Consider the following 22,869-nt stretch of genomic DNA (forward strand, 5'->3'; position numbering starts at 1 on the left):
GGTGATGCAGTGAAGGCACCACGATGGCTGCGTCTGCGCCGTGAAGCCTGGGGCTTCATCATCGGGTCGGCGCTGTTCATCGTCGGCGCCCTTCCCGGCTACCTCGGCGCGGTCGGGTCCGTCGTGGACAACCTCACCTTCTTCATCGGGTCGCTGTTCTTCACCCTTGCAGCGTTCATCCAACTCAATCTCAGCGGTCGGCGACCCCCGCGCAGCACGACCAACCGGCCCGACCGGTACGACTGGTGGGCGGCGGCCATCCAGTTCGCCGGCACGCTCTTCTTCAACCTCAGCACCGCCACGGCGCTCTCGGCGAGCCTGGGCGGCACCCGCACCGGCTGGCGACCGGATGCGTTCGGCTCGGTCTGCTTCCTCATCGCCGGCGTCCTCGCGGTCGTGGCCACCACCGGGCGGGACGCGCTCTGGGACCCGCGGGCGCGCACCTGGCGGAGCACCTGGCTCAACCTGCTCGGATCGGTGGCCTTCGGCCTCGCGGCCATCGGTGCGTATCCGGTTCCCGGCACCGGGGCGGAGTTTCTGGCCGGCTGGGCCACGGTGGGCACCGTCGCCGGTGGTGTCTGTTTTCTCGTGGCCGCGGTCCTCACCCGGCCGGGCACTCCGCGGCTCACGTGAGCCAGACGGGGCGGGGGAGTGCCGGGTAACGGCAAGACGACCGGAAAGGCTGATAATGGAGGGTAGCCATCTCGACGGCCGCCCTTTTCCGGCGACCAGCGCAGGCCTCAGCGTACGCACGGTTGCCACTCAGACTACTGGGAGAAAATCGATAGGACATGATTTGTCGCCACTCATAACTCGACAGGGGAACCCGTTGGACGGAAACGCAACAACGATGCACCGCAATGTCGCGTTGTTGTCGGTCGCCACGACTATCGCTCCCCGCATCACGACCTCGGAGGAGATCGACCGGCGCCTGCAGCCCGCGCTCAAACGCCTCCGCCTGCCCAAGGGGCTCCTCCAGCGGGTCGCCGGCGTGCACGAGCGACGCAACTGGGCCGAAGGCCAGGCGTTCGACGACGCCGCCGTCGAGGCCGGCAAGCGCGCCCTGGCCCAGGCCGGGGTCGACCCCAGCGAGGTCGGATTGATGATCAACACCTCGGTGACCCGGAAGCACCTCGAACCCTCCGTTGCGGTGCGCATCCACCACGGTCTCGGCCTGCCGTCCTCGGCGACGAACTTCGACATCGCCAACGCCTGCCTGGGCTTCGTCAACGGCATGACCCTGGCCGCGCAACTCATCGACTCCGGGCAGATCAAGTACGCGGTGATCATCGACGGTGAGGACGCCGACGAGATCCAGACCAACACCATCGAACGTCTCGGCCGGCCCGACATCGGCCGCAAGGACTTCATGAGCGAGTTCGCGAGCCTCACCCTCGGCTCCGGCGCGGCCGCTGCCGTGCTCGGCCGGGCGGATGCGCACCCCGAGGGGCACCGCATCCTCGGTGGTGTCACCCGCGCCGCGACCCAGTTCAACGACCTCTGCGTCGGCAGCGTCGACGGGATGTTCACCGACGCCAAGGCCCTGCTCAAGGGCGGCATGGAACTGGTCGTCTCGGCCTGGACCGAAGCCAAACGGGACTGGAGCTGGTCGAACATGGACCGCTACATCCTGCACCAGGTCTCGGATGTGCACACCAACGCCATTGTGAAGGCCACCGGCCTGGACCGCAGCCGGGTGCCGTTGACGTACCCGACCTATGGGAACGTGGGCCCAGCGTCCATCCCGATCACGCTCTCCCAGGAGGCGGCCAAACTCGAACCCGGCAACCGGGTGCTCTTGATGGGCGTCGGCTCCGGCCTCAACACGGCCATGATGGAGATCCAGTGGTGAGGTACCGGCTGCCGCGTGTCGCGACGGCCCTGGCTCCGGCGAGCGTTCCGCCGAGCGGCCTCCCCGGGCTCGACCCGGCCTGGTCCCGCATCGTGGATGTGCCCGAGAGCGCCCTCGACAACGGTCTCGGCGGCGGTCCTGCCGGGGACAGCCGCGCCTGGCACCTGCTCGACAACGGGGAACGGCTGGCCGAACTGGGCCTCGATCCGGTCGGCACGGTGCTCTGCGTGCACGGCAACCCCACCTGGTCCTATCTCTGGCGCGACCTGGTGTCGCAGGCCACGGCATCCGCAGCCGCCGGCGGACCGGTGTGGCGGGTCATCGCGGTCGACCAGCTCGACATGGGCTACTCCGAACGCACCGGAGCCGCCCGGCCGCTTGCCCGACGGGTGCAAGACCTCGACGACCTCACCCGCACCCTCGGACTCACGGGCCCCGTCGTCACCTTCGGGCACGACTGGGGCGGCGTCGTCTCCCTCGGCTGGGCGGTCGACCATCCGGAGCTGCTGGCCGGCGTGATGCTGCTGAACACCGCGATCCACCAGAGCGAGACCGAGGCGATCCCCGCCCCGCTGCGCCTCGCGCTGGCCCGGGGGATGCTCAGTGCCGGCACCGTGCTCACCCCGGCGTTCCTGGACACCACCCTGGCCCTCGGACACCCGGCCCTGCCGGCCGCGGTGAAGAACGCCTACCGTGCGCCCTATCGCAGCCCCGCGCGGCGCGGCGGTATCGGCGGGTTCGTCGCCGACATTCCCGTGGACGCCGGGCACGACAGCTATGCCGAGCTCGACCGCATCGCCGAGGCGCTGCGGCAGCTCACCGTGCCCGCCCTCATGCTCTGGGGCCCGCGGGACCCGATCTTCAGCGACCGCTACCTCGACGACCTCATCGACCGGCTGCCGCACGCCGACGTTCACCGCTTCGAGGGTGCCGGGCATCTCATCGCCGAAGACGTGGACTACGCCGGAGCGGCGCTGACCTGGCTCGGGACATCCGCGCCCGTTCAGCCTTCGTCGGTCGCACCTGCCTCGTCGGTCGAGCCTGCCTCGTCGGTCGAGCCTGTCTCGTCGGTCGAGCCTGTCGAGACCCCGCCCGCGCAGAAAGACTCGCCGGGTCTCGACAAGCTCGACCAGCGTATAGGGCTCGACCAGCGCACGGCGCCCGACGAGCGCACGGCTCCCGCCTACCGTCCGCTCTGGCACTACCTCGACGAGCTGCACGACAGCGACGAGACCGCCCTCATCGATATGGCCCCCACCGGCGGCCATGGACCCCGCGTGGTCAGCTGGCGGCTTCTCTCCGGCCGGGTGCGCCAGATCGCAGCCGGCCTGCATCAGGTGGGCGTGTGCCGCGGCGACCGTGTCTCACTGCTCGTGCCGCCCAGCGCCGACCTCACCGCCGTGCTCTACGCCTGTGTCCGGCTCGGTGCCGTCGTCGTCGTGGCCGACGCCGGCCTCGGCCTCACCGGGCTCACCCGCGCCGTTCGCGGTGCCCGCCCCGACCACGTCATCGGCGCGCTGCCCGGCCTGATGGCCGCCCGCGCGCTCGGCTGGCCCGGCCAGAAGATCTCGACCAGCCGGCTCCCGGCCGTCAGCCGCCGTGCCCTCGGCGTTTCCTACGCTCTCGCCGACCTCATCTCGCTGGGGCGTGACGAGGAACTCCCCGAGCCTCCTCAGGCCGACGACGTGGCCGCGGTGCTCTTCACCTCCGGCTCGACCGGGCCGGCGAAGGGCGTCGTCTACACCCACGGCCAGCTCTCCGCCGTGAGTCAGGCGCTGACCGGCCAATACGGCGTGGGCCGCGGCACCGGCCTGGTGGCCGGCTTTGCGCCGTTCGCCCTGCTCGGTCCGGCCCTCGGGGCCCGGTCGGTGACGCCCGACATGGACGTCACCGCGCCCAAGACCCTCACCGCCACCGCCGTGGCCGCCGCGGTGGCCGCCATCGACGCCACCGTGGTGTTCCTCTCCCCGGCCGCGCTGGCGAACGTCGTGGCCACCCAGGCGGCCCTCACCGGCGCCGACCGGGACGCGCTGGCCGGTGTGCGCAGCTTCCTCTCCGCCGGTGCCCCGGTGTCGGAGCCGCTCCTCGCCTCGGCCGCGGCGCTCATGCCCGGTGCCACGGCCCACACGCCCTACGGCATGACCGAGGGCCTGTTGATGACCGACATCACCCTCGACGGTATCCGTGAGGCCGCCCGCGACGACGTCGCACGCGGACCGGGTGGCGTGTGCGTCGGCCGCCCCACCGCCACCACCCGGGTGCGCATCAGCGCCCTCGACGAGACCGGGGCCGCTGTCGGCGAGATCTCCGAGACCCCGCAGGTCACCGGGGAGATCGTGGTCTCCGCCCCGCACGTGAAGGACCACTACGACAGGCTCTGGCTCACCGACCTGGCCGCCACCCGTGCCGTGGCCGCCGGCGAACGCTGGCACCGCACGGGAGACGTGGGCCACCTCGACTCCGCCGGACGGCTCTGGGTCGAGGGCCGCCTGCCGCACATCATCACCACCGCGCACGGCGTCGTCACCCCGGTCGGACCGGAGCTGGCGGTGTCGGCGCTGACCGACGTGAGCCGCGCCGCGGCCGTGGGAGTCGGCCCGGCCGGCAGCCAGCAGGTCGTCATCGTCGTCGAGACCGTCCCCGCCGCCACCCGCGTCGGCCTGGCCGCACCCGGCCTCGCGGAGGACGTGCGGATGGTCGCCGGCCAGCCCATCGCGGCCGTTCTCGTGGTGCCGCACCTGCCCACCGACATCCGCCACAACTCGAAGATCGACCGCACCCGCCTGGCCGGCTGGGCGCAGGGCATCCTCACGGGCGCCAGGCTGACCCAGCCATGAGGGTCCTGGTCACCGGGGCCAGCGGCTTCCTCGGCCGCGCCGTCGCAGCCGCGATCGTGGCCGCCGGCCACGAGGTGCGCTGCTTCCAGCGCCGGCCGAGCGGTGTGACCGGCGCCACGGATGCCCTGGGCTCGATCACCGAGCCGTCGGATGTGGCCGCCGCGGTCGCCGGCGTCGACGCCATCGTGCACCTGGCCGCGAAGGTCTCGCTGGCCGGCTCGCCCGCCGAGTTCGACGCCGTCAACGTGGAGGGCACCCGCAGCCTGATCGCCGCGGCCCGCGCCGCGGGCGTGCACCGCCTGGTGTTCGTGTCATCGCCGTCGGTCGCGCACTCCGGCAGCTCCATCACGGGCGACGATGCGCTGCCCGCCGACCCCGAGCACGCCCGCGGCGACTACGCGCGCACCAAGGCCGCCGCGGAGCTGCTGGCGCTCGCCGCCGACTCCGAAGACCTGCGGGTCGTGGTGGTGCGGCCCCACCTCGTCTGGGGCCCCGGCGACACCCAGCTGATCGCCCGCATCGTGGAGCGTGCCCGCGCCGGGCGGCTGCCGTTGCTCGGCCACGGTGCCGCCCTGATCGACTCCACCTACATCGACAACGCCGCCGACGCCATCGCCGCCGCGCTCGAGCGAGTGGATGCCGTGCACGGCAACGCTTACGTCATCACCAACGGCGAGCCCCGGCCGGTGGCCGAGCTGCTGGCCGGCATCTGCCAGGCGGCCGGCGTGGCCACGCCCGCCTGGAGCGTTCCGGCCGGCGTCGCCCGCGCCGCCGGATCCGTCATCGAGGCCGCGTGGCGGGTGTTCCCCGGCGACGACGAGCCGCCGATGACCCGGTTCCTGGCCGAGCAGCTGTCCACGGCGCACTGGTTCGATCAGCGACGCACCCGCGCCGACCTCCGCTGGACGCCCGCGGTCACCCTCAACGAGGGCCTGGCCCGCCTCGCCGAGCACTACCGCACCGCCTGAGCCCGGGACTAACGGCGCCGGACCCGCAGAGTGGCGCCTCACGCGCCCAGCGGCGCCTCACTCGCCCAGCGGCGCCTGACCCGCGTAGCGGCGTGTAGCCCGCAGAGCTCACCGGGCGGGGTCGGCGCCGTTATGCGGGTGGCGCGCCACGCGCTTACCGGCGCCTGACCCGCTTATCGCCCTCAAAGCCCCGGATGCCCATGGTGCTCCGCCCGCACAGCGGCGCCACACCCGCACAACTCGCGCGAACCGAGGGGGGTGGTGAGTCGCCCCGGCGCCCCTCCGGGTGCGCTGGAGGGTTAATATGCTGCAACTCGTGGTGAATGTGCGGAAGCGTGCTTGCCGACATTCGACCGACGGCGGCATACTCGCCTCATGGACTTTCGCACCATCATCGAGCAATCCGGCGCCACGGCCACCGGGATCCCGGTGCCTGACGAGGTGGTCGACGGTCTGGGCCCGGGTAAGCGGCACGCCATCACCGTCACCCTCAACGGGCACAGTTACCGCAGCTCGGTCGCTCCCTATCGCGGAAAGTACATGATCGCCCTGAGCGCCGAGAACCGCACGAAGGCCGGCGTGGCCGGCGGTGACGAGGTGGATGTGACGATCGAGCTTGACGATCAGCCGCGCACCGTCGATGAGCCCGAGGTGCTCCGTGTCGCGCTCGCCGCCGATCCGGCGGCTCGCACCGCCTTCGATGCGCTTTCCTACAGCAACCAACGCCGGCACGTGCTCGCAATCGAGGGGGCGAAGACCGACGCTACCCGCCAGCGCCGGCTCGAGGCCGTGCTGGCGGAGCTGCACGGCGCCTGAGCTCAAACCGGGCCACCCGGGCCAGCCGGGCCTCCCGGGCCAGCCGGGCCTCCCGGGCCAGCCGGGCCTCCCGGGGAGATCAGCCCGGCAGCCCGAGCGCCGCCCGCACGATCGCCAGCGCCTCGTCGGCGTCGACCCCGAGGGATTTCGCCCGCTCGGCGTAGGCCGCCGCGGCCAGTTGCACCTGCCGCTGCGTCGCATCCCCGGTGGCAGCCACGAAGGAGCCCAGCCGCCCGCGCGTCTCGATCACCTCGTCCTGTTCGAGGGCGCGATAGCTGCGGGCCACGGTGTTCGGCGCCAGGCCCAGGTCTTCGGCCAGGCGCCGCACGGTGGGCAGCTTGTCGCCGGGCGCCAGTGCGCCGGTGCGCACGGCCTCGATGACCTGCATCCGGATCTGCTCGAACGGCGGGGTGGTCGACAGCGGGTCGATGACCAGTCTCACGGGCGGCCGCTCTCGACCGGAGCGGCAACTCCGTATGCGCCGCGGCGCAGCTCTGCGGCCACGTCCGGCCAGAGCCGGCTGAGATAGTGCGGCGGACGGCGTGACTCCATCGCGAACACAGACGCACCTGCCAGGCCCAGGCTCATGACCAGGAGCACGACCGACGAGGTCAGAGATACGGCGGTTGCGATCCCCGATTGGCGGGTCACCACCGCCGTGCTGAGCGAGGTCATCACCACGACCGCACTGCAGAACGCCCCCAGCGCCGGCGTCTGCACCAGTGCACGCAGCGTCCAGCTGCGGAGCGCGTCGGACCACGCCAACTCCATGTCGCTACCGGCGGGTTGTCCCCGCCCCACCAGGCGAGTCGACAGGATGCGGCCGACGCCGATCGATGTGAGCGACACGATCCACAGCAGAAAGCCGGGCCACCATAGGGAGGGAATGCTCGCGTCACGGAACACATTGTCGGGATCAGCCAGGATCAGCACGGCCACGGCAGCCATGGCCACCCCGCTGACGGCCACGGCAACGGGAGCGCACCAGAGGTCGACGGTGGAGAGATAGTCCCCGCGGGACGGCGTGGGCGATCGCGCCACGCGAGGACGATCGCCGAGCGAGACGTGCGCCGACCTGAATTCCGCAACGCACAGTCCGACGGCGCCGCCCAGGCCCGTCAGCACGATGATCATCAGCGCGGACCAGATGCCGCCGTCGAGTGAGTCCGGGAGCGCGACAAGAGAAGCGGTCGCAACGATCAGAGCGATCAGGGTGCCGATCAGCGTGCCGCGGTTCCGCGAACGGATGCGTGCGATCAGCACCGGCTCGACCTCGGGTGTGATGGCCAGTCCGGCACGGCGAGCGGTATCTCGCAGTGCATTCGGGCGAACGACGGCGCTCGGCCGAAGCAGCCACGCGAAGACGACCGTCATCACGCCAGCCACGACCAGCAGGGTGATCTTGTACGGGTCCACGGGCATCCTCTTTTGTTTGACGTTTGTACCAAGCTAACAAGCAGGCTCGGACGCGTCAAGGCCCGCGGGGCTACTCCGCGCCGCGGTGGATCAGCCGGGTGAGCACGATCGCGCTGCGGGTGTGGTCGACGTTGGGCGCCAGGCGCACCTTCTCCAGTGCGGCCTCGAGCCCCGGGATGTCCCGGGCCCGGATGTGCACGATGGCATCGGCGCTGCCGGTCACGGTGCCGGCATCCACGACCTCCGGAACGCCGGAGAGGATGCGCAGCAGCTCATCGGGAGCGACGGTTCCCCGGCAGAACAGCTCCACATAGGCCTCGGTGCTCATCCCGTCGATCGACGGGTCGACCTGGATCGTGAAGCCGCGGATCACCTTGTCGGCGACGAGCTTGTCCACCCGGCGCTTGACGGCCGAGGCGGACAGCCCCACCACGGAGCCGATATCGCCGTAGCCGGCCCGCGCGTTCTTGCGGAGGAGGTCGAGAATGCCGCGATCGAGGTTGTCCATCCCTCGAGTGTACGCGCCGAAATTGCGCCTTTTCCGTGCGAAACGCGTGTTACATGCGCGGATTCGCAGGAAACGTCGATTCATGCTGTGTGAGACTGGAACCGGCGTCCCTGCATGACCGGTCCCACCGGTCGCGCCGGGCTCTCGAGAGCGACCTGGTCCGCCACCCACCCGCGTTCCGCCCAGGCCTGGCCGACGGATCGCCAACAGAGGAGCTCCCGTGTCACTTGATGTCGCATCCGCTACCCCGAACGAGTCTGCGGTGCCCGCGCCGGTGACTCGCACGCCGGTCACCCGCACGATCCTGATGTGCAAGCCCGACTACTTCACCGTGGTCTACCGGATCAATCCGTGGATGGACCCGGCGCTGCCCACCGACACGAGCCTGGCCGTCGCCCAGTGGCAGACCCTGTACGACACCTACGTCGGCCTCGGCTTCGACGTGCACCTGATCGACCCGATCGACGGGCTGCCCGACATGGTCTACGCGGCCAACGGTGGCTTCGTCATCGACGGCATCGCCTACGGCGCCAAGTTCACCTACCCCCAGCGCCAGCCCGAGGGCCCGGCCTACATGGACTGGTTCGGCGCCAACGGCTTCGACGTGCGCGAGCCCGTCGAGATCAACGAGGGCGAGGGCGACCTCCTGCTCGTCGGCGACGTGATCCTGGCCGGAACCGGGTTCCGCAGTGCGTCGAACAGCCACGAAGAGGTCTCGGCCATCTACGGTCGCCCGGTGATCACCCTCAAGCTGGTCAACCCGAGTTTCTACCACCTCGATACCGCCGTGGCCGTGCTCGATGACACCAACATCGCCTACCTGCCCAGCGCCTTCGACGAGCCGAGCCTGGCGATCCTGCGCGAGCGCTTCCCCGACGCGATCATCGTCACCGAAGAGGATGCCGCCATCCTGGGCCTCAATTCCTACTCCGACGGGTACAACGTCGTGATCGCCGCCCGGGCCAAGGACTTCGAACGGCAACTGCGTGAACGCGGCTACAACCCGATCGGTGTGGACCTGTCCGAGCTGCTGCTCGGCGGCGGAGGCGTGAAGTGCTGCACTCTGGAGCTGCGCCGATGAGCGCCCTGATCAACCAGGCCGGACGGGCCGACCAGACCGGCCTCACCGCCCAGGTGGGCCTGACCGACCAGTCCGCTGCCGTCGCGCTGGAGAACGCCCACGCGGCGCACAACTACCACCCGCTGCCCGTGGTCGTCGCCTCCGGTGACGGCGCCTGGGTCACCGACATCAACGGCAAGCGCTACCTGGACTGCCTGGCGGCGTACTCCGCGGTCAACTTCGGCCACTCCAACCCCGTGCTGCTGGATGCCGCGCGCGCCCAGCTCGGGCGCATCACGCTCACGAGCCGCGCCTTCCACAACGACCAGCTGGGTCCGTTCGTCACTGCGCTGGCCAAGCTGGCCGGCAAGGACATGGTGCTGCCGATGAACACCGGCGCCGAAGCCGTGGAATCCGGTATCAAGGTGGCCCGCGCCTGGGGTTACCGGGTGAAGGGCGTCGCGGCGGGGATGGCCAACATCATCGTCGCCGGCGGCAACTTCCACGGCCGCACCACCACCATCATCAGCTTCTCCGACGACGACTCGGCCCGCGCCGACTTCGGCCCGTTCACCCCGGGCTTCCGCACCGTGCCCTACGGGGATGCCGCCGCGCTCGAGGCGGCCATCGACGAGAACACCGTGGCCGTGCTGCTCGAACCCATCCAGGGGGAGGCCGGCATCGTCGTACCGCCCGCCGACTACCTGCCCGCCGTGCGGGAGATCACCACCCGGAACAATGTGCTGTTCATCGCCGATGAGATCCAGTCCGGCCTCGGCCGCACCGGTGCAACCTTCGCGGTGGAACTCGCCGGCGTCGTGCCCGATCTCTACCTGCTCGGCAAGGCCCTGGGCGGCGGCATCGTGCCGGTGTCCGCCGTGGTCGGCAACGCCGACATTCTCGGGGTGCTCCGCCCGGGCGAACACGGGTCCACCTTCGGCGGCAACCCGCTCGCCGCGGCCGTGGGCCTGGCCGTGGTCAATATGCTCGCCACCGGCGAATACCAGCGGCGAGCCCGGGACCTCGGCGCCCACCTGCACGAGCGGCTGCTCGGCCTGGTCGGGCACGGCGTGCTCGAGGTGCGCGGCGCCGGCCTCTGGGCCGGCATCGACATCGACCCGGCCCTGGCCAGCGGCCGCGCGGTGTGCGAGGCCCTGATGGAGCGCGGCGTGCTCGCGAAAGACACGCACGGCTCCACCATCCGCCTCGCCCCGCCCCTCGTGGTCTCGGCCGAGGACCTCGACTGGGCCGTCGACCAGCTCGCGGCCGTACTCGAGGAGTTCGCCGCCTGATCGCTCGCTAGAAGCGGCCGGGCAGGTCCTCTAGGGCCTCCGCGGCCAGCGGGTCGATCCGGCCCAGCCGGGTGAGCTGGGTGACGTGCGCGGGCTCGAGCTCCTCGAGCGAGTTCACGCCCAGCAGTCGCATGGTGCGGGCCACCTGGTCGGACAAAATCTGGATGGCCCGGTCCACGCCGGCCTCCCCGCCGGCCATCAGGCCGTAGAGGTAGGCGCGGCCGATCATGGTGAAGCGGGCGCCGAGCGCCACGGAGGCCACGATGTCGGCGCCGCTCATGATGCCCGTGTCCAGGTGCACCTCGAGGTCGTTGCCCACCTCGCGGGCCACGCTGGGCAGCAGGTGGAACGGGATCGGCGCCCGGTCCAGCTGCCGGCCGCCGTGGTTGGACAGCGTGATGCCGTCCACTCCGAGGTCGGCGAGCTTCTTCGCGTCGGCAAGGTTCTGCACGCCCTTGACCACGACCTTGCCCGGCCACTGCGCCTTGATCCAGGCGAGGTCCTCGAAGGTCACGGTGGGGTCGAACATGGTGTCGAGGAGTTCGCCCACGGTGCCGCTCCAGCGGTCGAGGCTGGCGAAGGCGAGCGGTTCGGTGGTGAGGAAGTTGATCCACCACTCCGGCCGCGGCAGCGCGTTGACCACGGTGCCCAGGGTGAGCTGTGGCGGGATGGAGAAGCCGTTGCGCTTGTCGCGCAGGCGCGCACCGGCAACCGGCACGTCCACCGTCACGAGCAGGGTGTCGAAGCCCGCGGCGGCGGCCCGCTCCACCAGCGCCATCGACCGGTCGCGGTCCTTCCACATGTAGAGCTGGAACCAGTTGCGGCCGTGCGGGTTGGCCTTCTTGACGTCTTCGATGGCCGTGGTGCCCATGGTGGACAGCGAGAACGGGATGCCGGCCTTCGCGGCCGCGTGGGCGCCGGCGATCTCGCCCTCGGTCTGCATCATCCGCGTGAAGCCGGTGGGGGCGATGCCGAACGGCTGGGCGACGGGCGCACCGAGCACGTCCCATCCGGTGGACACCGTCGACACATCGCGCAGGATCGACGGCTGGAACTCGATGTCCTCGAAGGCCTGCCGGGCGCGCTCCAGCGAGATCTCCCCCTCCGCGGCGCCCTCGGTGTAGTCGAACGCGGCCTTGGGGGTGCGCTTCTTCGCGATGGCCCGCAGGTCGTGGATGGTGAGCGCCGCGTCGAGTCGGCGCTTCTTGGCGTTGAGCTCGGGCACCTTGAACTGCATGAGCGGGGCAAGGTCTTTGATCTTGGGAATGCGGCGGTCAACCATGGACGGGTCCTGTCTCAGCGGGGATGGGCGGGTCGGTGCGGAGGGGCGGGGTGGCAGGGGAGAAGGCGAGGGCGGATGAGCGGCTTCGCTCGGGGGTCAGCCGGGTCTCGGCGTAGTACCCGGAGATGTGGGCGTGCACGAGGCTGTGGGCCTCGGCCGGGTCTGCGGCTTCGATGGCCGCCAGGATGCCGCGGTGCTCGGCCCGCAGCCGGGCGCTGGTGTCGGACCAGGAAGCCAGCCGGGCGACGCCGGCGCGCACATAGCCCTCGATGGCGTTCCGCAGCCCGGACATGGTGGCGATCACGACCTGATTGCCGCAGGCTTCGGCCAGCGACAGGTGGAAGGCCGCGTCGAGGGCGAGGAATTCGTCTTCGGTCAGGCCCTCGGCATCCATCGCGGTGAGCAGTTGGACGCACCGGCTCAGGTCGGGGGCCAGTCGGTCGGGGTGCAAGCGGTCGGGATGCAGCAGGGCCGCCGACAGCACGGCCTCGGCGAGTTCCGCGGCCACGGCGGTTTCCAGCACGAGCCGGGTCTTCACGATGTCCGCCACCGGGAAGCCCTGCGCCGCGACCTGGAGGCGCATCAGGGCGCTCATACCGCCGCCGGGCAGCGCCACGATGATCGCACCGGCGGTGGGGCCGGAGCCGACGTTGGTGCGCACGAGTCCGAGCACCTCGAGCACCCTGATGGCTTCACGCACGCTCGAGCGGCCCACGCCCAGCTCGGTGGCCAGGGCGCGCTCGCCGGGCAGCCGGTCGCCGGGCTTCAGCCGGCCGCCGAGCAGGTCGTCCTCGATGTGGGCGAGCACGACCTCCCAGGCACGGCGTTCGTCGACGGTCACGGTGTCCTCCTCCATTGGCGGGCTGTGGGTCTGGCGTGCTGTGTTCTGGTGCGTGGTGCTCTGGTGTGCCGTGTGCAGACCCGCGGTGCAACTCCGGCGCCCGTCATGTGGTCTGACCACACAGCCTAGCCAGCCGGCGCGCGAAAATCCACCCCCGCTTCCCGGCTCGTTCTGCCGGGAGGAGAGCGGGGACGCCGGGGGAGATGACGTTGTATCAGGCGCGTTCGAACTCGTCGTCGGAGTTCAACCGGCCGTCATGGAGCCGACCGTCAGAACGTCGGGGAGGCGGCTCAGCCGCTTCCGGATGTCCTCGGTGGGGTCAGCGGGACTGGCGGCGCTTGCCCGGCGCGGACTGGCCCTTGACGGCGGGCGCGCGACCGCGACCCTTTGACGCTTTGGCCTTGCCGCCGCCGGATCCACTGCTGTTGCCCGAGCCCTGGGAGGGGCCGCCGGCCGGTGGCATGTGGGCCAGCAGCCCCTTGGACTCGGCTAGCAGGGCGATTCCGGCTTCGGTGAGGAAGGGGTTGTCGGCGGCAGGTTCGAAAAGCGGCACACCGAGCTCGGCCTCCAGTGAGGCGACCGACTTCATCAGTGTCGTACGCGACACGTTGAGGTTCTTCGCGGCGCGAGCGATGTCCAATTCCTCGGCGACGGCGACAAAACGCCGGAGCAGTGTGGTGTCCACGGGCATCCTCTCTGCCGCACGCGCGAATCGCGTACCTGCATACAGGCTACGCGGTGGCGGCGGCCTCCACGGGCCGGCTCTGCACCCGGGCGTCGTCGAGGAGCTTCATGAACTCGCGCATCCACTCGGGGTGGTCGGGCCAGGCTCGGCCGGAGACCAGGTTGCCGTCGACGACGGCCGCGCCGTTCTCGAAGGTGCCGCCGCCCAGTTCCACGTCCAGTTTGAGGGCGGGATAGGCCGAGGAGGTGCGCCCCTGGAGCACTCCGGCCGCGGCCAGCAGCATGGGCCCGTGGCAGAGCGCGGCGACCGGCGCGTTGGTCTCGAAGAAGTGCCGCACGATGCGCTTGGCGTCCTCGTCGTTGCGGATGTACTCCGGCGCCCGGCCGCCCGGAACCACCACGGCAAGGTAGTCGGCGGGATTCACGTCCTTGAACGCGATGTCGGCATCCCACATGTGGCCGAGCTTCTCGGTGTAGGTGTCGAAGCCGTCGACGAAGTCGTGCACCACGAATTGCAGTTTCTTCTTCTCCGGGGCCGCGATGTGTACCTCGTACCCGGCCTCGCGCAGGCGCTGGTACGGGTAGAACACCTCGAGAGTCTCGGCGGCGTCTCCGGTGAGAATGATGATCTTGTCCATGGCATACCTCTCTGTATGGAGATTCTGGATATGGTTCTGGACGCCAGCATCCGTCGGCGCGCGTCTATCGGCAACCCCTCTCGCCTGCTGCCGTGAGCGTCGGGGCGTGGCGAGCAGCTCGAACGGCTAGAGGAAGAGCAGGACGACGCCCAGGATCGCCGAAGCGACGCCCAGGGCGAGCAGGATCAGGCCGGTCAGCCGCAGGGCCTTGCCGTCATGGTCGGGCGAGTGGGTGCGGCAGCGCTCCGGGGACCGGGCGCTGAACCACACCGTGACGTCGTCGCCGGGATCCAGGTGCTCCGTCTCGTGACTGTCGGCCAGGGCCTCGTGCACCTCACCGGTGCTGTCGAACCAGCGGATCACCGGGCCGGATGCCGTGGCGGCGACGACGCCGTCGGTCTGCACCCAGCGACCGCCGAAACCACGCACGGATACCCCGGCGATATAGAGCGGAAGACCGACGAGCAGGCCCACGATGGTGAAGATCTCGCTGAGCATCGAGATGATCGCATGAAGGTCCACCCGTGCCCGCCGTTTCCGTGTCGCTCTGCCTAGTCTGAAATGTTATCGTGCACGACCAGGCCCCGCGGCGTCGGCGAGTAGACACGGGGTGGATGCGCCTGGTGCACGAGTGCCCGCAGGCTCTCCAGACTGCCGGTGGCGAAGCCCTGCGCGCGGGCCTGCACGAGCACGTTCCCGATCGCGGTGGCCTCCACCGGACCGGCCAGCACCGGCAGCCCGGTGTAGTCGGCCGTGAGCTGGCAGAGCAGCTCGTTCTGCGACCCGCCGCCCACCAGGTGCACCGTGCGCACGGGCTGGCCCGAGAGTTCGGTGATCGTGCGGAGGGTGCGGGCATGGGCCGCCGCGAGGCTCTCCACGATGCTGCGCACCAGCTCTGCCCGGCTGCCGGGCGGGCGGATGCTGTGCTCCCGGCAGTAGCCGTCGATGCGGTCGGGCAGGTGTCCCGGCGCCAGGAAGCGGGGGTCGTCGACATCGAAGAGGGTGGTCGGCCCGGGCAGTGCGGCGGCCTGGGCGAGCAGGGCCGGCAGCTCGACGGGGTCGCCGTCACGCTCCCAGGTGCGGATCGACTCGCTGAGCAGCCAGAGGCCCATCACGTTGCGGAGGTAGCGCACACGACCGTCCACGCCGCCCTCGTTGGTGAAGTTCGCCGCGCGGCTGGCCTCCGAGAGCACCGGCGCCGGGAGCTCGACCCCAACGAGCGACCAGGTGCCGCTGGAGATGTAGGCGCAGTCGTCGGTGAGCATCGGCACACCCACCACGGCGGAAGCTGTGTCGTGCGATCCCACCGCCACCAGCTCGAGCCGGCTCCCGCCGACATCTGCGGCCACGGAAGGCAACAGCGGCCCGATGGCTTCGCCCGCGGCCACCAGGTCGGGAAACAGCGTGCGCGGCAGGCCCAGCCGGTGCATCAGCTCGGTGTCCCACTCGGCGGCGGTGCCCCCGACGGCGCGCAGCAGCCCGGTGGTCGAGGCGTTGCTGCGCTCGGCGACCCGCCGGCCGGTCAGCCAGAACCCGAGCAGGTCGGGGATCAGCAGCAGGCCGTCGGCGACCGCGAGGTCCCCGCTGGCCCGGTCCGCCGCCAGCTGGTACAGGGTGTTGAAGGGCAGCACCTGCAGACCGTTCCGGCCGTAGAGCTCGGCCGGCGGCACCAGGGCATGGGTGGCTTCCACCCCGGCTGCGGTGCGGTCGTCCCGATAGTGGAAGGGGGCCCCCAGCATCCGGTCGCCGCGTAGGAGCGCATAGTCGACGGCCCAGGAATCGATCCCAACACTGGCCAGCTCGGGAGCCTCCCGCGCGGCCGCCCGTAGGCCCGCGAGCGAGTTGCGGTACAGCTCCAGGATGTTCCAGTGCAAACCGTCGATGGTGCGCACCGGGTTGTTGGGGAACCGGGCCACCGAATGCAGGTCGAGCCGGTTCGGGCCGACGTGCCCGAGCATCACCCGGCCGCTCGATGCGCCGAGGTCGACCGCGGCGACCGTGCCTCCGGCACCCTGCCCCGCGTTCACCGCAGGAACGCGGCGGCGACGCCGGCGTCGACCGGGATGTGCAGGCCGGTGGTGTGGCTGAGGTCGCTCGTGCAGAGCACGAAGACGGCGTTGGCCACGTTCTCGGGCAGCACCTCGCGCTTGAGCAGGGTGCGCTGGGCGTAGTACTTGCCCAGATCGTCTTCCGCCACCCCGTAGACCGCGGCGCGCTTGGCGCCCCAGCCGCCGGCGAAGATGCCGGAGCCGCGCACGACGCCGTCGGGGTTGATGCCGTTGACCTTCACGCCGTACTCGCCGAGTTCGGCCGCCAGCAGCCGTACCTGGTGGGCCTGGTCGGCCTTCGTCGCCGAGTAGGCGATGTTGTTCGGCCCGGCGAACACCGAGTTCTTCGACGAGATGTAGATGATGTCGCCGCCGAGTTTCTGGTCGATGAGCACCTTCGCGGCCGCCCGTGAGACCAGGAACGAGCCCTTGGCCATCACGTTGTGCTGCAGGTCCCAGTCGGCCACCGTGGTCTCGAGCAGGGACTTCGACAGCGACAGCCCGGCGTTGTTCACGACCAGGTCGAGGCCACCGAACGCGAGCAGCGCGGCGTCGACGGATGCCTGCACCGCTGCCTCGTCAGTGACGTTCGCCTGTACGCCGATCGCCACGTCTGCGCTGCCGATCTCGGCGGCCGCGGCCTGGGCCTTCGCCAGGTCGAGGTCGGCGATCACGACGCAGGCGCCCTCTGCCGCCAGGCGGGTGGCGATGGCCTTGCCGATGCCGGAGGCCGCGCCGGTGACGAGCGCCACCCGGGTGGCCAGCGGCTTGGGCTTGGGCATCCGCTGCAGCTTGGCCTCTTCGAGCGCCCAGTACTCGATCTTGAACTTCTCGGCCTCGTCGATGGGGGCGTAGCTCGAGAGGCCCTCGGCGCCTCGCATGACGTTGATGGCGTTGAGGTAGAATTCGCCGGCCACCCGGGCGGTCTGCTTGTTGGCGCCGTAACTGAACATGCCCACTCCGGGGATCAGCACGATGAGAGGGTCCGCGCCGCGGATCGCGGGGGAGCCGTCGACCGCATTCCGGTCGTAGTACGCCTGGTAGTCGGCGCGGTACGCCTCGTGCAGCTCCTGCAGCCGGGCGAGGGAGTCCTCCACCGACGCATCCGCCGGCAGGTCGAGCAGCATCGGCTTGACCTTGGTGCGCAGGAAGTGGTCGGGGCAGCTCGTGCCCAGGGCCGCCAGCCGCGGGTGCTCGCTGCGGGAGAGGAAGTCCAGAACCTCGGGGACGTCGGTGAAGTGGCCCACCTTGGCGCTGTCGGTGGAGACCAGGCCGCGCAGGGTGGGGGCGAGGGCCGCCGCCTTGGCGCGGCGGTCGGCCTCGGCCAAGGCGCCGAAGCCGGTCAGCTCGGCGCCGAACGGCTCGGGTGAGGAGTGCTCGGCGATGTAGGCGGTTGCGGTGTCGATGATCCACAGCGAGTTGGCCTCGCAGGCCGCGCTGGTGTCGCCCCAGGCCGTGATGCCGTGGCCGCCGAGGATGCAGCCGGTGGCCTGCGGATTGGCGTCCTTGATGGCCGCGATGTCCAGGCCCAGCTGGAAGCCGGGTCGGCGCCAGGGCACCCAGACCACCCGGTCGCCGAAGATGGTGCCGGTGAGCGCCTCGCCGTCGGCGGCGGTCGCGATGGCGATGCCGGCATCCGGGTGCAGGTGGTCGACGTGCGCCGCATCCACCAGCCCGTGCATCGGGGTGTCGATCGACGGCGCCGCGCCGCCCTTACCGTGCAGGGTGTAGTCGAGGGCCGCGACCATCTCGTCCTCGCGGTCGACACCGGGATAGACGTTCGTGAGGGCGCGCATCCGGTCCAGCCGCAGCACGGCCAGCCCGGGCTCGGTGAGGGTGCCGAGGTCGCCGCCGGAACCCTTGACCCAGAGCAGCTGGATCTCCTCACCGGTGACCGGGTCGGTTTCGGTGCCCGTGGCCGAGGTGTTTCCGCCGGCGTAGTTGGTGTTCTTCGGGTCGGCGCCGAGCCGGTTGGAGCGGCTGATGAGCTCCAGAGCGGTGGGGTTGGTCATGACGAGCTTCTTTCGAGGTCAGAGTGAGGTGGAGCGAGGGGACCGCGGGCCAACGCGGCCCGGCTGGTGCCGATCCGGACAGGTGCGCCCGGTACGCGGGGCACAGGTGCCGGCACTGGCAACAGTTGCGGGCGTCAGGCGCCCCAGCCGGCCTGCTGACCGCCGGCGCGGTCGGCGGCGATCTGCGCCTGATAGCCGGATGCCGCGTAGGCGGCCATGGGGTCGGCGGGCAGCCCGCGGGTCTCGCGCCAGGCGGCGAGGTCACCGCGCACGTCGGTATAGAAGGCGTCCATCAGGATGCCGTTGGCGCCGAGCACATCCCCGGCGTCCTGCGCCGCGCGGAGGGCGGTGCCGTCCACGAGCAGCGCCCTGGCGGTCATCTCCTGCACGTTGAGCACCGAGCGGATCTGGCCGGGGATCTTGTCTTCGACGTTGTGGCACTGGTCGAGCATGAAGGCGACGGGGGAGTCCGGCCCGAAGCCTGCGCCGCGGATGACCTCGTAGAGGATCCGGAACAGCTGGAACGGGTCGGCCGCGCCGACGATGAGGTCGTCGTCGGCGTAGAAGCGGGAGTTGAAGTCGAAGGAGCCGAGCTTGCCGAGCCGCAACAGCTGGGCGACGATGAACTCGATGTTGGTGCCGGGGGCGTGGTGGCCGGTGTCCAGGCAGACCAGGGCGCGGTCGCCGAGGGCCGACACCTGGGCGTAAGACGTTCCCCAGTCCGGTACGTCGGTGTGATAGAAAGCCGGCTCGAAGAACTTGTACTCGAGCACGAGTCGCTGCTCGGCCCCGATGCGCTCGTAGATGGCGGCGAGGGAGTCGGCGAGCCGGTCCTGGCGGCCGCGGATATCGCCCTGGCCGGGGTAGTTGGTTCCGTCGGCGAGCCAGATCTTGAGGTCCCGCGACCCGGTGGCGTGCATGATGTCGATGCAGTCGAAGTGGTGGTCGATGGCCTTCTGGCGCACGGCGGCATCCGTGTGGGTGAGGCTGCCGAACTTGTAGGCGTCGTCCTGGAAGGTGTTGGAGTTGACCGTGCCGAGCGCCAGGCCGTGGTCGCCGGCGAAGTCGCGGAGGGCCGCATAGTCGTCCACCTTGTCCCAGGGGATGTGCAGCGCCACGGTGGGGGCCAACCCGGTGTGCCTGTGCACGGTGGCGGCATCCGCGATCTTCTCCTGGATGGTGCGGGGCGTGCCGGGCGTGGAGAACACCTTGAATCGTGTGCCGGAATTGCCGAATGCCCAGGAGGGCAGTTCGATGGCCTGGGCGGCCAGCTGGGCGGTGATGGAATCGAACGACGTCATGAGGGTCACTTCTCTGTGAGAGCCGGGAGTGGTGCCTGCGAGTCTAAATGAATCGTTTCAACAGAGTCAAGCCTGCGAGAGGCCACGCAGCTGGTCCTCGAGGTTGAAGACCTCCCGCAACTGAAGGAAACCCTGGTCCGGAGTGTCATCCAGGTCGACGAAGAATTCGGCCATCTCCGCCTGCCACCGGGCGTTGACCGAGGTCTGGGCCATTCCGGCCTGGGCCACGGTGAGCGTTGAATCGTTTAAACGGCCGGGCCTCGAACATAGATCGGCGTTGGGCGGCTGTCAATCGGTCCCAACGGCCGCGCCCGGGCTGCAGCCAGGCGGCACTCCATCCGCACCTCGGCCGCCTGTTCGGCGGCGGATAAGGTGGAGCGACAGCAGCGATTGGATGGGCTCACATGGCGGTAAGCGTGCGCGAGGTGGCGGCCCTGGCCAAGGTTTCCGTCGGCACGGTGTCGAACGTGATGAACCGTCCGGACAAGGTATCGCCGGACACCGTGGAGCGGGTGCAGGCCGCCATCCGCCAACTGGGCTTCGTGCGCAACGACGCCGCCCGCCAGCTGCGCGCCGGGCGGAGCCGCAGCATCGGCCTGGTCGTTCTCGACGTGGGCAATCCGTTCTTCACCGACCTGGCGCGCGGCGCGGAGAAGCGTGCCGCCGAGGCGGGCCTGACCGTGCTGCTGGGCAACAGCGACGATGACGTCCTGCGCGAGAACGCCTACCTCGATCTGTTCGAGGAGCAGCGCGTGTTCGGGGTTCTCGTGTCGCCGGTCGACGACGCGAACGAGCGTCTCGCCGGGCTGCGGGAGCGCGGAACGGCCACGGTCCTGATCGACCGCGAGGCGGGTGACCAGAGTTTCTCCTCGGTGTCCGTGGACGACCCGGCCGGGGGCTTCGCCGCTGCGAAGCACCTGCTGGAGCGCGGCCGGCGGCGGCTGGCCTTCGTCGGCGGACCCGCGAGCCTCCGCCAGGTCGCCGACCGGCTCGCCGGCGCCCGCCGGGCTGTGGCCGAGCAGGCCGGCGCGAGTCTCGACGTGATCGAGACCACGGCGTTGTCGGTCTTGGAAGGCCGCCGGGCCGGAGAAGCCATCCTGGCGAGGCCACAGGCCGAGCGCCCGGACGCGGTCTTCGCGGCGAACGACTTGCTCGCCCTCGGCGTGCTCCAGGCCCTGAACATGAGCGGCGGCATCCGGGTCCCGGGTGATATCGCCTTGATCGGATACGACGACATCGCCTTCGCCGCGGCGGCCGTCGTACCGCTGTCGTCGATCCGCCAGCCGAGCGAGCTGATCGGCTACACGGCCGTTGACCTGCTCCTGCGGGAGGCGGCGGGCGGTGCCGCGGCCGAGCACGAGCAGGTCGTCTTCCAGCCCGAACTCGTGGTGCGGGCGTCCACCGGAGGCTGAGCCGGCGACCGCTTCAGCTTCAGCGCGGAGTGGTCGCCTCGATGACGGCGATCTCCCGCGTCGCGGTCTCGCGATCACGGTCGCGTTCCGCCGCGGCGGCCTTCTCCGACACGACGCGGATGGCCGAGGTGAGCGGACGCCCGTCGCCCCGGTGCCGCACATTGAATCGTGGCGTGCGGGGCGAGGTGCGCGGCCGGATGCGCACGCGCAGGCTCTGGTATTTGATCATCCAGAACAGCACGACGGCGGCCGCGAGCAGCCCCGACACGGCGGCGACGCCGATCGACCAGCGTGGACCGTACTGGTCGGCCACCCAGCCCACCAGCGGGGCGCCGAGCGGGGTGCCGCCGGCGAAGATGGCCATGTACAGCGCCATCACCCGGCCGCGCATGGCGGGCTCTGTGGTGGTCTGTACATAGGCGTTCGCCGTGGTCATCAGGGTGAGCGAGGCGAGCCCCACGAACGCGAGCGAGATCGCGAAGGTGAGATAGGTGGGCATCAGCGCCGCGACCGTGCAGGAGAGGCCGAAGAAGAACGCACCGCCGATCACCAGGCGCATCCTCGGGCGGCTCCGCCGCGCGGACAGCAGGGCGCCGGCCACGCTGCCCACCGCCATGATCGAGCTCAGCATGCCGAACTCGCTGGCACCCATGCCGAACTCCACGGTGGCCATGGTGGAGGTGAAGATCGCGAAGTTGAACCCGAAGGTGCCCACCAGGAACACCGTGATCAACACGGCGACGATGTCAGGTCGGTGCCACACGTAGCGGAAGCCGGCCATCAGTTGGCCGCGCTCGCGTGGCGCGCGCGGTTGCTTGCGGAGTTGTTTGGTGCGGAGGAGCGTCATGGCGAACACCGTGAAGGCGAAGGTCACGGCGTTGATCAGGAAGACCCAGCCGGCGCCGACCGCCACCGTGAGCACACCGGCCGCGGCCGGTCCGATCAGCCGGGCGCCGTTGAACGAGGCCGAGTTGAGCGCCACGGCGTTCGAGAGGTTGTCGTCGGGAACCAGCTCGGAGACGAAGGTCTGCCGGGCGGGGGCGTCGATGGCGGCCACCACGCCCAGGGCGAGGGCGAAGAGGTAGACGTGCCAGAGCTCGACCACGCCCGTGACGGTGATGATGCCCAGGCCGAGGCCCAGCATGCCCATGAGGGACTGGGTGAGCATGAGCAGCTTGCGCCGGTCGAACCTGTCCGCGATGAGACCCGACCACGGCATCAGCAGCAGTTGGGGCCCGAATTGCAGGGCCATCACGATGCCCACCGCGGTGGCGTTGTAGTCGGTGAGCTGGGTCAGCACGATCCAGTCCTGGGCCGTGCGCTGCATCCAGGTGCCCACATTGGACACCAGGGCGCCGGCGAACCAGATCCTGTAATTGACCACGCTCAGGGAGCGGAACATTGCACTCAACTGTCGGTGAGCTCCTTCATGATGTCGGTGGCGGCGGCCAGAACCTGGCGCTGCTCGGGGGTGAGCCGCAGGATGCGTTTGGCGATCCAGTCATCGCGGCGGCGGCGAGTCTCCTTCACGAGGGCCAGCCCGGCCGGGGTGACGGTGAGGATGACCTTGCGGCCGTCTTCGGCCGAGCCGGCCCGGTCGACCAGGCCCGCCTGCACCAGCGCGTTCACGGTGCGATTCATCGAGGGCGGGGTGACCCGTTCCTCCTCGCTGAGCGCGCTGAGGGTCATCGGCCCCAGTCGGAAGACGGCGCCGAGGGCCGAGAACTGGCCGCCGGTGAGTTCGTTCTCGGCCTGTTCCTGGCGCACGCGCCGGGCAAGCCGGCCGTTGGCCAGGCGGAAGTCGTGGCTCAGTTCGGCGACGGTGCGGCGCTTCGTGTGCGGCGCCGCGGCAGGGGGAGTCGGAGGAAGGAGAGTCATGATTACTTAGCCTAACAAATTAGC

At 70.4% G+C, this 22,869-nt stretch carries 22 protein-coding genes; 8 read left to right on the forward strand and 14 right to left on the reverse strand.

Going from position 1 to position 22,869, the window contains the following annotated elements; translation table 11 throughout:
* The first annotated feature begins 9 nt into the window (after window positions 1-9).
* From PA27867_RS00770 to PA27867_RS00790, 5 genes are all read left to right on the forward strand, one after another.
* Window positions 10-633 (forward strand): hypothetical protein, encoded by a 624-nt coding sequence (locus tag PA27867_RS00770; RefSeq protein WP_066591817.1) that lies wholly within the window; start codon window positions 10-12, stop codon window positions 631-633.
* A gap of 217 nt (window positions 634-850) precedes the next feature.
* Window positions 851-1,852, forward strand: a complete 1,002-nt coding sequence (locus tag PA27867_RS00775; RefSeq protein ID WP_066591820.1) for a 3-oxoacyl-ACP synthase III — start codon at window positions 851-853, stop codon at window positions 1,850-1,852.
* The gene (locus tag PA27867_RS00780) at window positions 1,849-4,689 is read left to right on the forward strand and encodes an alpha/beta fold hydrolase (protein WP_157109311.1); all 2,841 of its coding nucleotides are present in this window, start codon (window positions 1,849-1,851) and stop codon (window positions 4,687-4,689) included. The genes PA27867_RS00775 and PA27867_RS00780 overlap by 4 nt, the downstream gene beginning before the upstream one ends.
* Entirely contained in the window at window positions 4,686-5,657 is a 972-nt protein-coding gene (locus PA27867_RS00785) for an NAD-dependent epimerase/dehydratase family protein (RefSeq protein WP_066591823.1), read from the forward strand. Before PA27867_RS00780 ends, PA27867_RS00785 begins: the two co-directional genes overlap by 4 nt.
* 375 nt (window positions 5,658-6,032) lie before the next feature.
* Window positions 6,033-6,473 (forward strand): YdeI/OmpD-associated family protein, encoded by a 441-nt coding sequence (locus tag PA27867_RS00790; RefSeq protein WP_066591826.1) that lies wholly within the window; start codon window positions 6,033-6,035, stop codon window positions 6,471-6,473.
* 79 nt (window positions 6,474-6,552) lie between these two features.
* Here the strand turns inward: PA27867_RS00790 and PA27867_RS00795 are convergent, their stop codons facing one another.
* The 3 genes from PA27867_RS00795 to PA27867_RS00805 form a co-directional block, all read right to left on the reverse strand.
* Window positions 6,553-6,915, reverse strand: a complete 363-nt coding sequence (locus tag PA27867_RS00795; RefSeq protein WP_066591828.1) for a GntR family transcriptional regulator — start codon at window positions 6,913-6,915, stop codon at window positions 6,553-6,555.
* Window positions 6,912-7,895 carry a hypothetical protein gene (locus PA27867_RS00800; protein WP_066591831.1) on the reverse strand — a complete coding sequence of 328 codons (984 nt, stop codon included), beginning with the start codon at window positions 7,893-7,895 and terminating at the stop codon, window positions 6,912-6,914. The genes PA27867_RS00795 and PA27867_RS00800 overlap by 4 nt, the downstream gene beginning before the upstream one ends.
* Before the next feature lie 64 nt (window positions 7,896-7,959).
* On the reverse strand, window positions 7,960-8,397 hold the full coding sequence (locus tag PA27867_RS00805; protein WP_066591834.1) for an Lrp/AsnC family transcriptional regulator: 438 nt from the start codon (window positions 8,395-8,397) through the stop codon (window positions 7,960-7,962).
* Window positions 8,398-8,617: 220 nt separating this feature from the next.
* On the opposite strand from PA27867_RS00805, the gene ddaH reads away from it, so the two are divergent.
* A complete protein-coding gene (ddaH, locus tag PA27867_RS00810) occupies window positions 8,618-9,478 on the forward strand; it encodes a dimethylargininase (protein WP_420480681.1) in 861 nt (286 codons plus the stop codon).
* A complete protein-coding gene (gene rocD, locus PA27867_RS00815) occupies window positions 9,475-10,749 on the forward strand; it encodes an ornithine--oxo-acid transaminase (protein WP_084020516.1) in 1,275 nt (424 codons plus the stop codon). The genes ddaH and rocD overlap by 4 nt, the downstream gene beginning before the upstream one ends.
* Window positions 10,750-10,756: 7 nt before the next feature.
* On the opposite strand, the gene PA27867_RS00820 is transcribed toward rocD, so the two are convergent.
* From PA27867_RS00820 to PA27867_RS00860, 9 genes are all read right to left on the reverse strand, one after another.
* Window positions 10,757-12,031, reverse strand: a complete 1,275-nt coding sequence (locus tag PA27867_RS00820) for an alpha-hydroxy acid oxidase (RefSeq protein ID WP_066591841.1) — start codon at window positions 12,029-12,031, stop codon at window positions 10,757-10,759.
* Window positions 12,024-12,872, reverse strand: a complete 849-nt coding sequence (locus PA27867_RS00825) for a FadR/GntR family transcriptional regulator (RefSeq protein WP_236900783.1) — start codon at window positions 12,870-12,872, stop codon at window positions 12,024-12,026. Before PA27867_RS00825 ends, PA27867_RS00820 begins: the two co-directional genes overlap by 8 nt.
* 319 nt (window positions 12,873-13,191) lie before the next feature.
* Window positions 13,192-13,557 (reverse strand): LysR family transcriptional regulator, encoded by a 366-nt coding sequence (locus PA27867_RS00830; protein WP_066591852.1) that lies wholly within the window; start codon window positions 13,555-13,557, stop codon window positions 13,192-13,194.
* Between the two features lie 46 nt (window positions 13,558-13,603).
* On the reverse strand, window positions 13,604-14,194 hold the full coding sequence (locus PA27867_RS00835) for a DJ-1/PfpI family protein (RefSeq protein ID WP_066591854.1): 591 nt from the start codon (window positions 14,192-14,194) through the stop codon (window positions 13,604-13,606).
* Window positions 14,195-14,320: 126 nt separating this feature from the next.
* Entirely contained in the window at window positions 14,321-14,716 is a 396-nt protein-coding gene (locus PA27867_RS00840) for a DUF3592 domain-containing protein (RefSeq protein WP_066591856.1), read from the reverse strand.
* A gap of 29 nt (window positions 14,717-14,745) precedes the next feature.
* On the reverse strand, window positions 14,746-16,221 hold the full coding sequence (locus tag PA27867_RS00845; protein WP_257784138.1) for a rhamnulokinase: 1,476 nt from the start codon (window positions 16,219-16,221) through the stop codon (window positions 14,746-14,748).
* Window positions 16,218-18,254, reverse strand: coding sequence for a bifunctional rhamnulose-1-phosphate aldolase/short-chain dehydrogenase (locus tag PA27867_RS00850; protein ID WP_066591858.1), 2,037 nt, complete (start codon window positions 18,252-18,254; stop codon window positions 16,218-16,220). The genes PA27867_RS00845 and PA27867_RS00850 overlap by 4 nt, the downstream gene beginning before the upstream one ends.
* A gap of 134 nt (window positions 18,255-18,388) precedes the next feature.
* Window positions 18,389-19,555, reverse strand: a complete 1,167-nt coding sequence (gene rhaI / locus PA27867_RS00855) for an L-rhamnose isomerase (RefSeq protein WP_066591860.1) — start codon at window positions 19,553-19,555, stop codon at window positions 18,389-18,391.
* Window positions 19,556-19,621: 66 nt separating this feature from the next.
* Complete coding sequence (locus PA27867_RS00860; protein ID WP_420480682.1) at window positions 19,622-19,783, reverse strand: hypothetical protein; 162 nt, start codon at window positions 19,781-19,783, stop codon at window positions 19,622-19,624.
* A 176-nt stretch (window positions 19,784-19,959) separates the two neighbouring features.
* Between PA27867_RS00860 and PA27867_RS00865 the strand changes: the two genes are divergently transcribed.
* Window positions 19,960-20,967: a LacI family DNA-binding transcriptional regulator gene (locus PA27867_RS00865; protein ID WP_066591866.1), complete on the forward strand. Its 1,008-nt coding sequence runs from the start codon at window positions 19,960-19,962 to the stop codon at window positions 20,965-20,967.
* Window positions 20,968-20,986: 19 nt separating this feature from the next.
* Here the strand turns inward: PA27867_RS00865 and PA27867_RS00870 are convergent, their stop codons facing one another.
* Window positions 20,987-22,369, reverse strand: a complete 1,383-nt coding sequence (locus PA27867_RS00870; RefSeq protein ID WP_066591874.1) for an MFS transporter — start codon at window positions 22,367-22,369, stop codon at window positions 20,987-20,989.
* Window positions 22,370-22,374: 5 nt separating this feature from the next.
* Window positions 22,375-22,845 (reverse strand): MarR family winged helix-turn-helix transcriptional regulator, encoded by a 471-nt coding sequence (locus PA27867_RS00875; RefSeq protein WP_066591877.1) that lies wholly within the window; start codon window positions 22,843-22,845, stop codon window positions 22,375-22,377.
* Between the last annotated feature and the right edge of the window lie 24 nt (window positions 22,846-22,869).

Origin of the sequence: Cryobacterium arcticum, assembly GCF_001679725.1 — a bacterium.
Taxonomy (GTDB): Bacteria; Actinomycetota; Actinomycetes; order Actinomycetales; family Microbacteriaceae; genus Cryobacterium; species Cryobacterium arcticum_A.

Coding starts and splice junctions, on each gene's coding strand:
- PA27867_RS00775 (WP_066591820.1), top strand. CDS start 851: ATGCACCGCAATGTCGCGTTGTTGTCGGTCGCCACGACTATCGCTCCC.
- PA27867_RS00785 (WP_066591823.1), top strand. CDS start 4,686: ATGAGGGTCCTGGTCACCGGGGCCAGCGGCTTCCTCGGCCGCGCCGTC.
- PA27867_RS00790 (WP_066591826.1), top strand. CDS start 6,033: ATGGACTTTCGCACCATCATCGAGCAATCCGGCGCCACGGCCACCGGG.
- PA27867_RS00800 (WP_066591831.1), bottom strand. CDS start 7,895: ATGCCCGTGGACCCGTACAAGATCACCCTGCTGGTCGTGGCTGGCGTG.
- PA27867_RS00805 (WP_066591834.1), bottom strand. CDS start 8,397: ATGGACAACCTCGATCGCGGCATTCTCGACCTCCTCCGCAAGAACGCG.
- rocD (WP_084020516.1), top strand. CDS start 9,475: ATGAGCGCCCTGATCAACCAGGCCGGACGGGCCGACCAGACCGGCCTC.
- PA27867_RS00820 (WP_066591841.1), bottom strand. CDS start 12,031: ATGGTTGACCGCCGCATTCCCAAGATCAAAGACCTTGCCCCGCTCATG.
- PA27867_RS00835 (WP_066591854.1), bottom strand. CDS start 14,194: ATGGACAAGATCATCATTCTCACCGGAGACGCCGCCGAGACTCTCGAG.
- PA27867_RS00850 (WP_066591858.1), bottom strand. CDS start 18,254: ATGACCAACCCCACCGCTCTGGAGCTCATCAGCCGCTCCAACCGGCTC.
- rhaI (WP_066591860.1), bottom strand. CDS start 19,555: ATGACGTCGTTCGATTCCATCACCGCCCAGCTGGCCGCCCAGGCCATC.
- PA27867_RS00865 (WP_066591866.1), top strand. CDS start 19,960: ATGGCGGTAAGCGTGCGCGAGGTGGCGGCCCTGGCCAAGGTTTCCGTC.
- PA27867_RS00870 (WP_066591874.1), bottom strand. CDS start 22,369: ATGTTCCGCTCCCTGAGCGTGGTCAATTACAGGATCTGGTTCGCCGGC.
- PA27867_RS00875 (WP_066591877.1), bottom strand. CDS start 22,845: ATGACTCTCCTTCCTCCGACTCCCCCTGCCGCGGCGCCGCACACGAAG.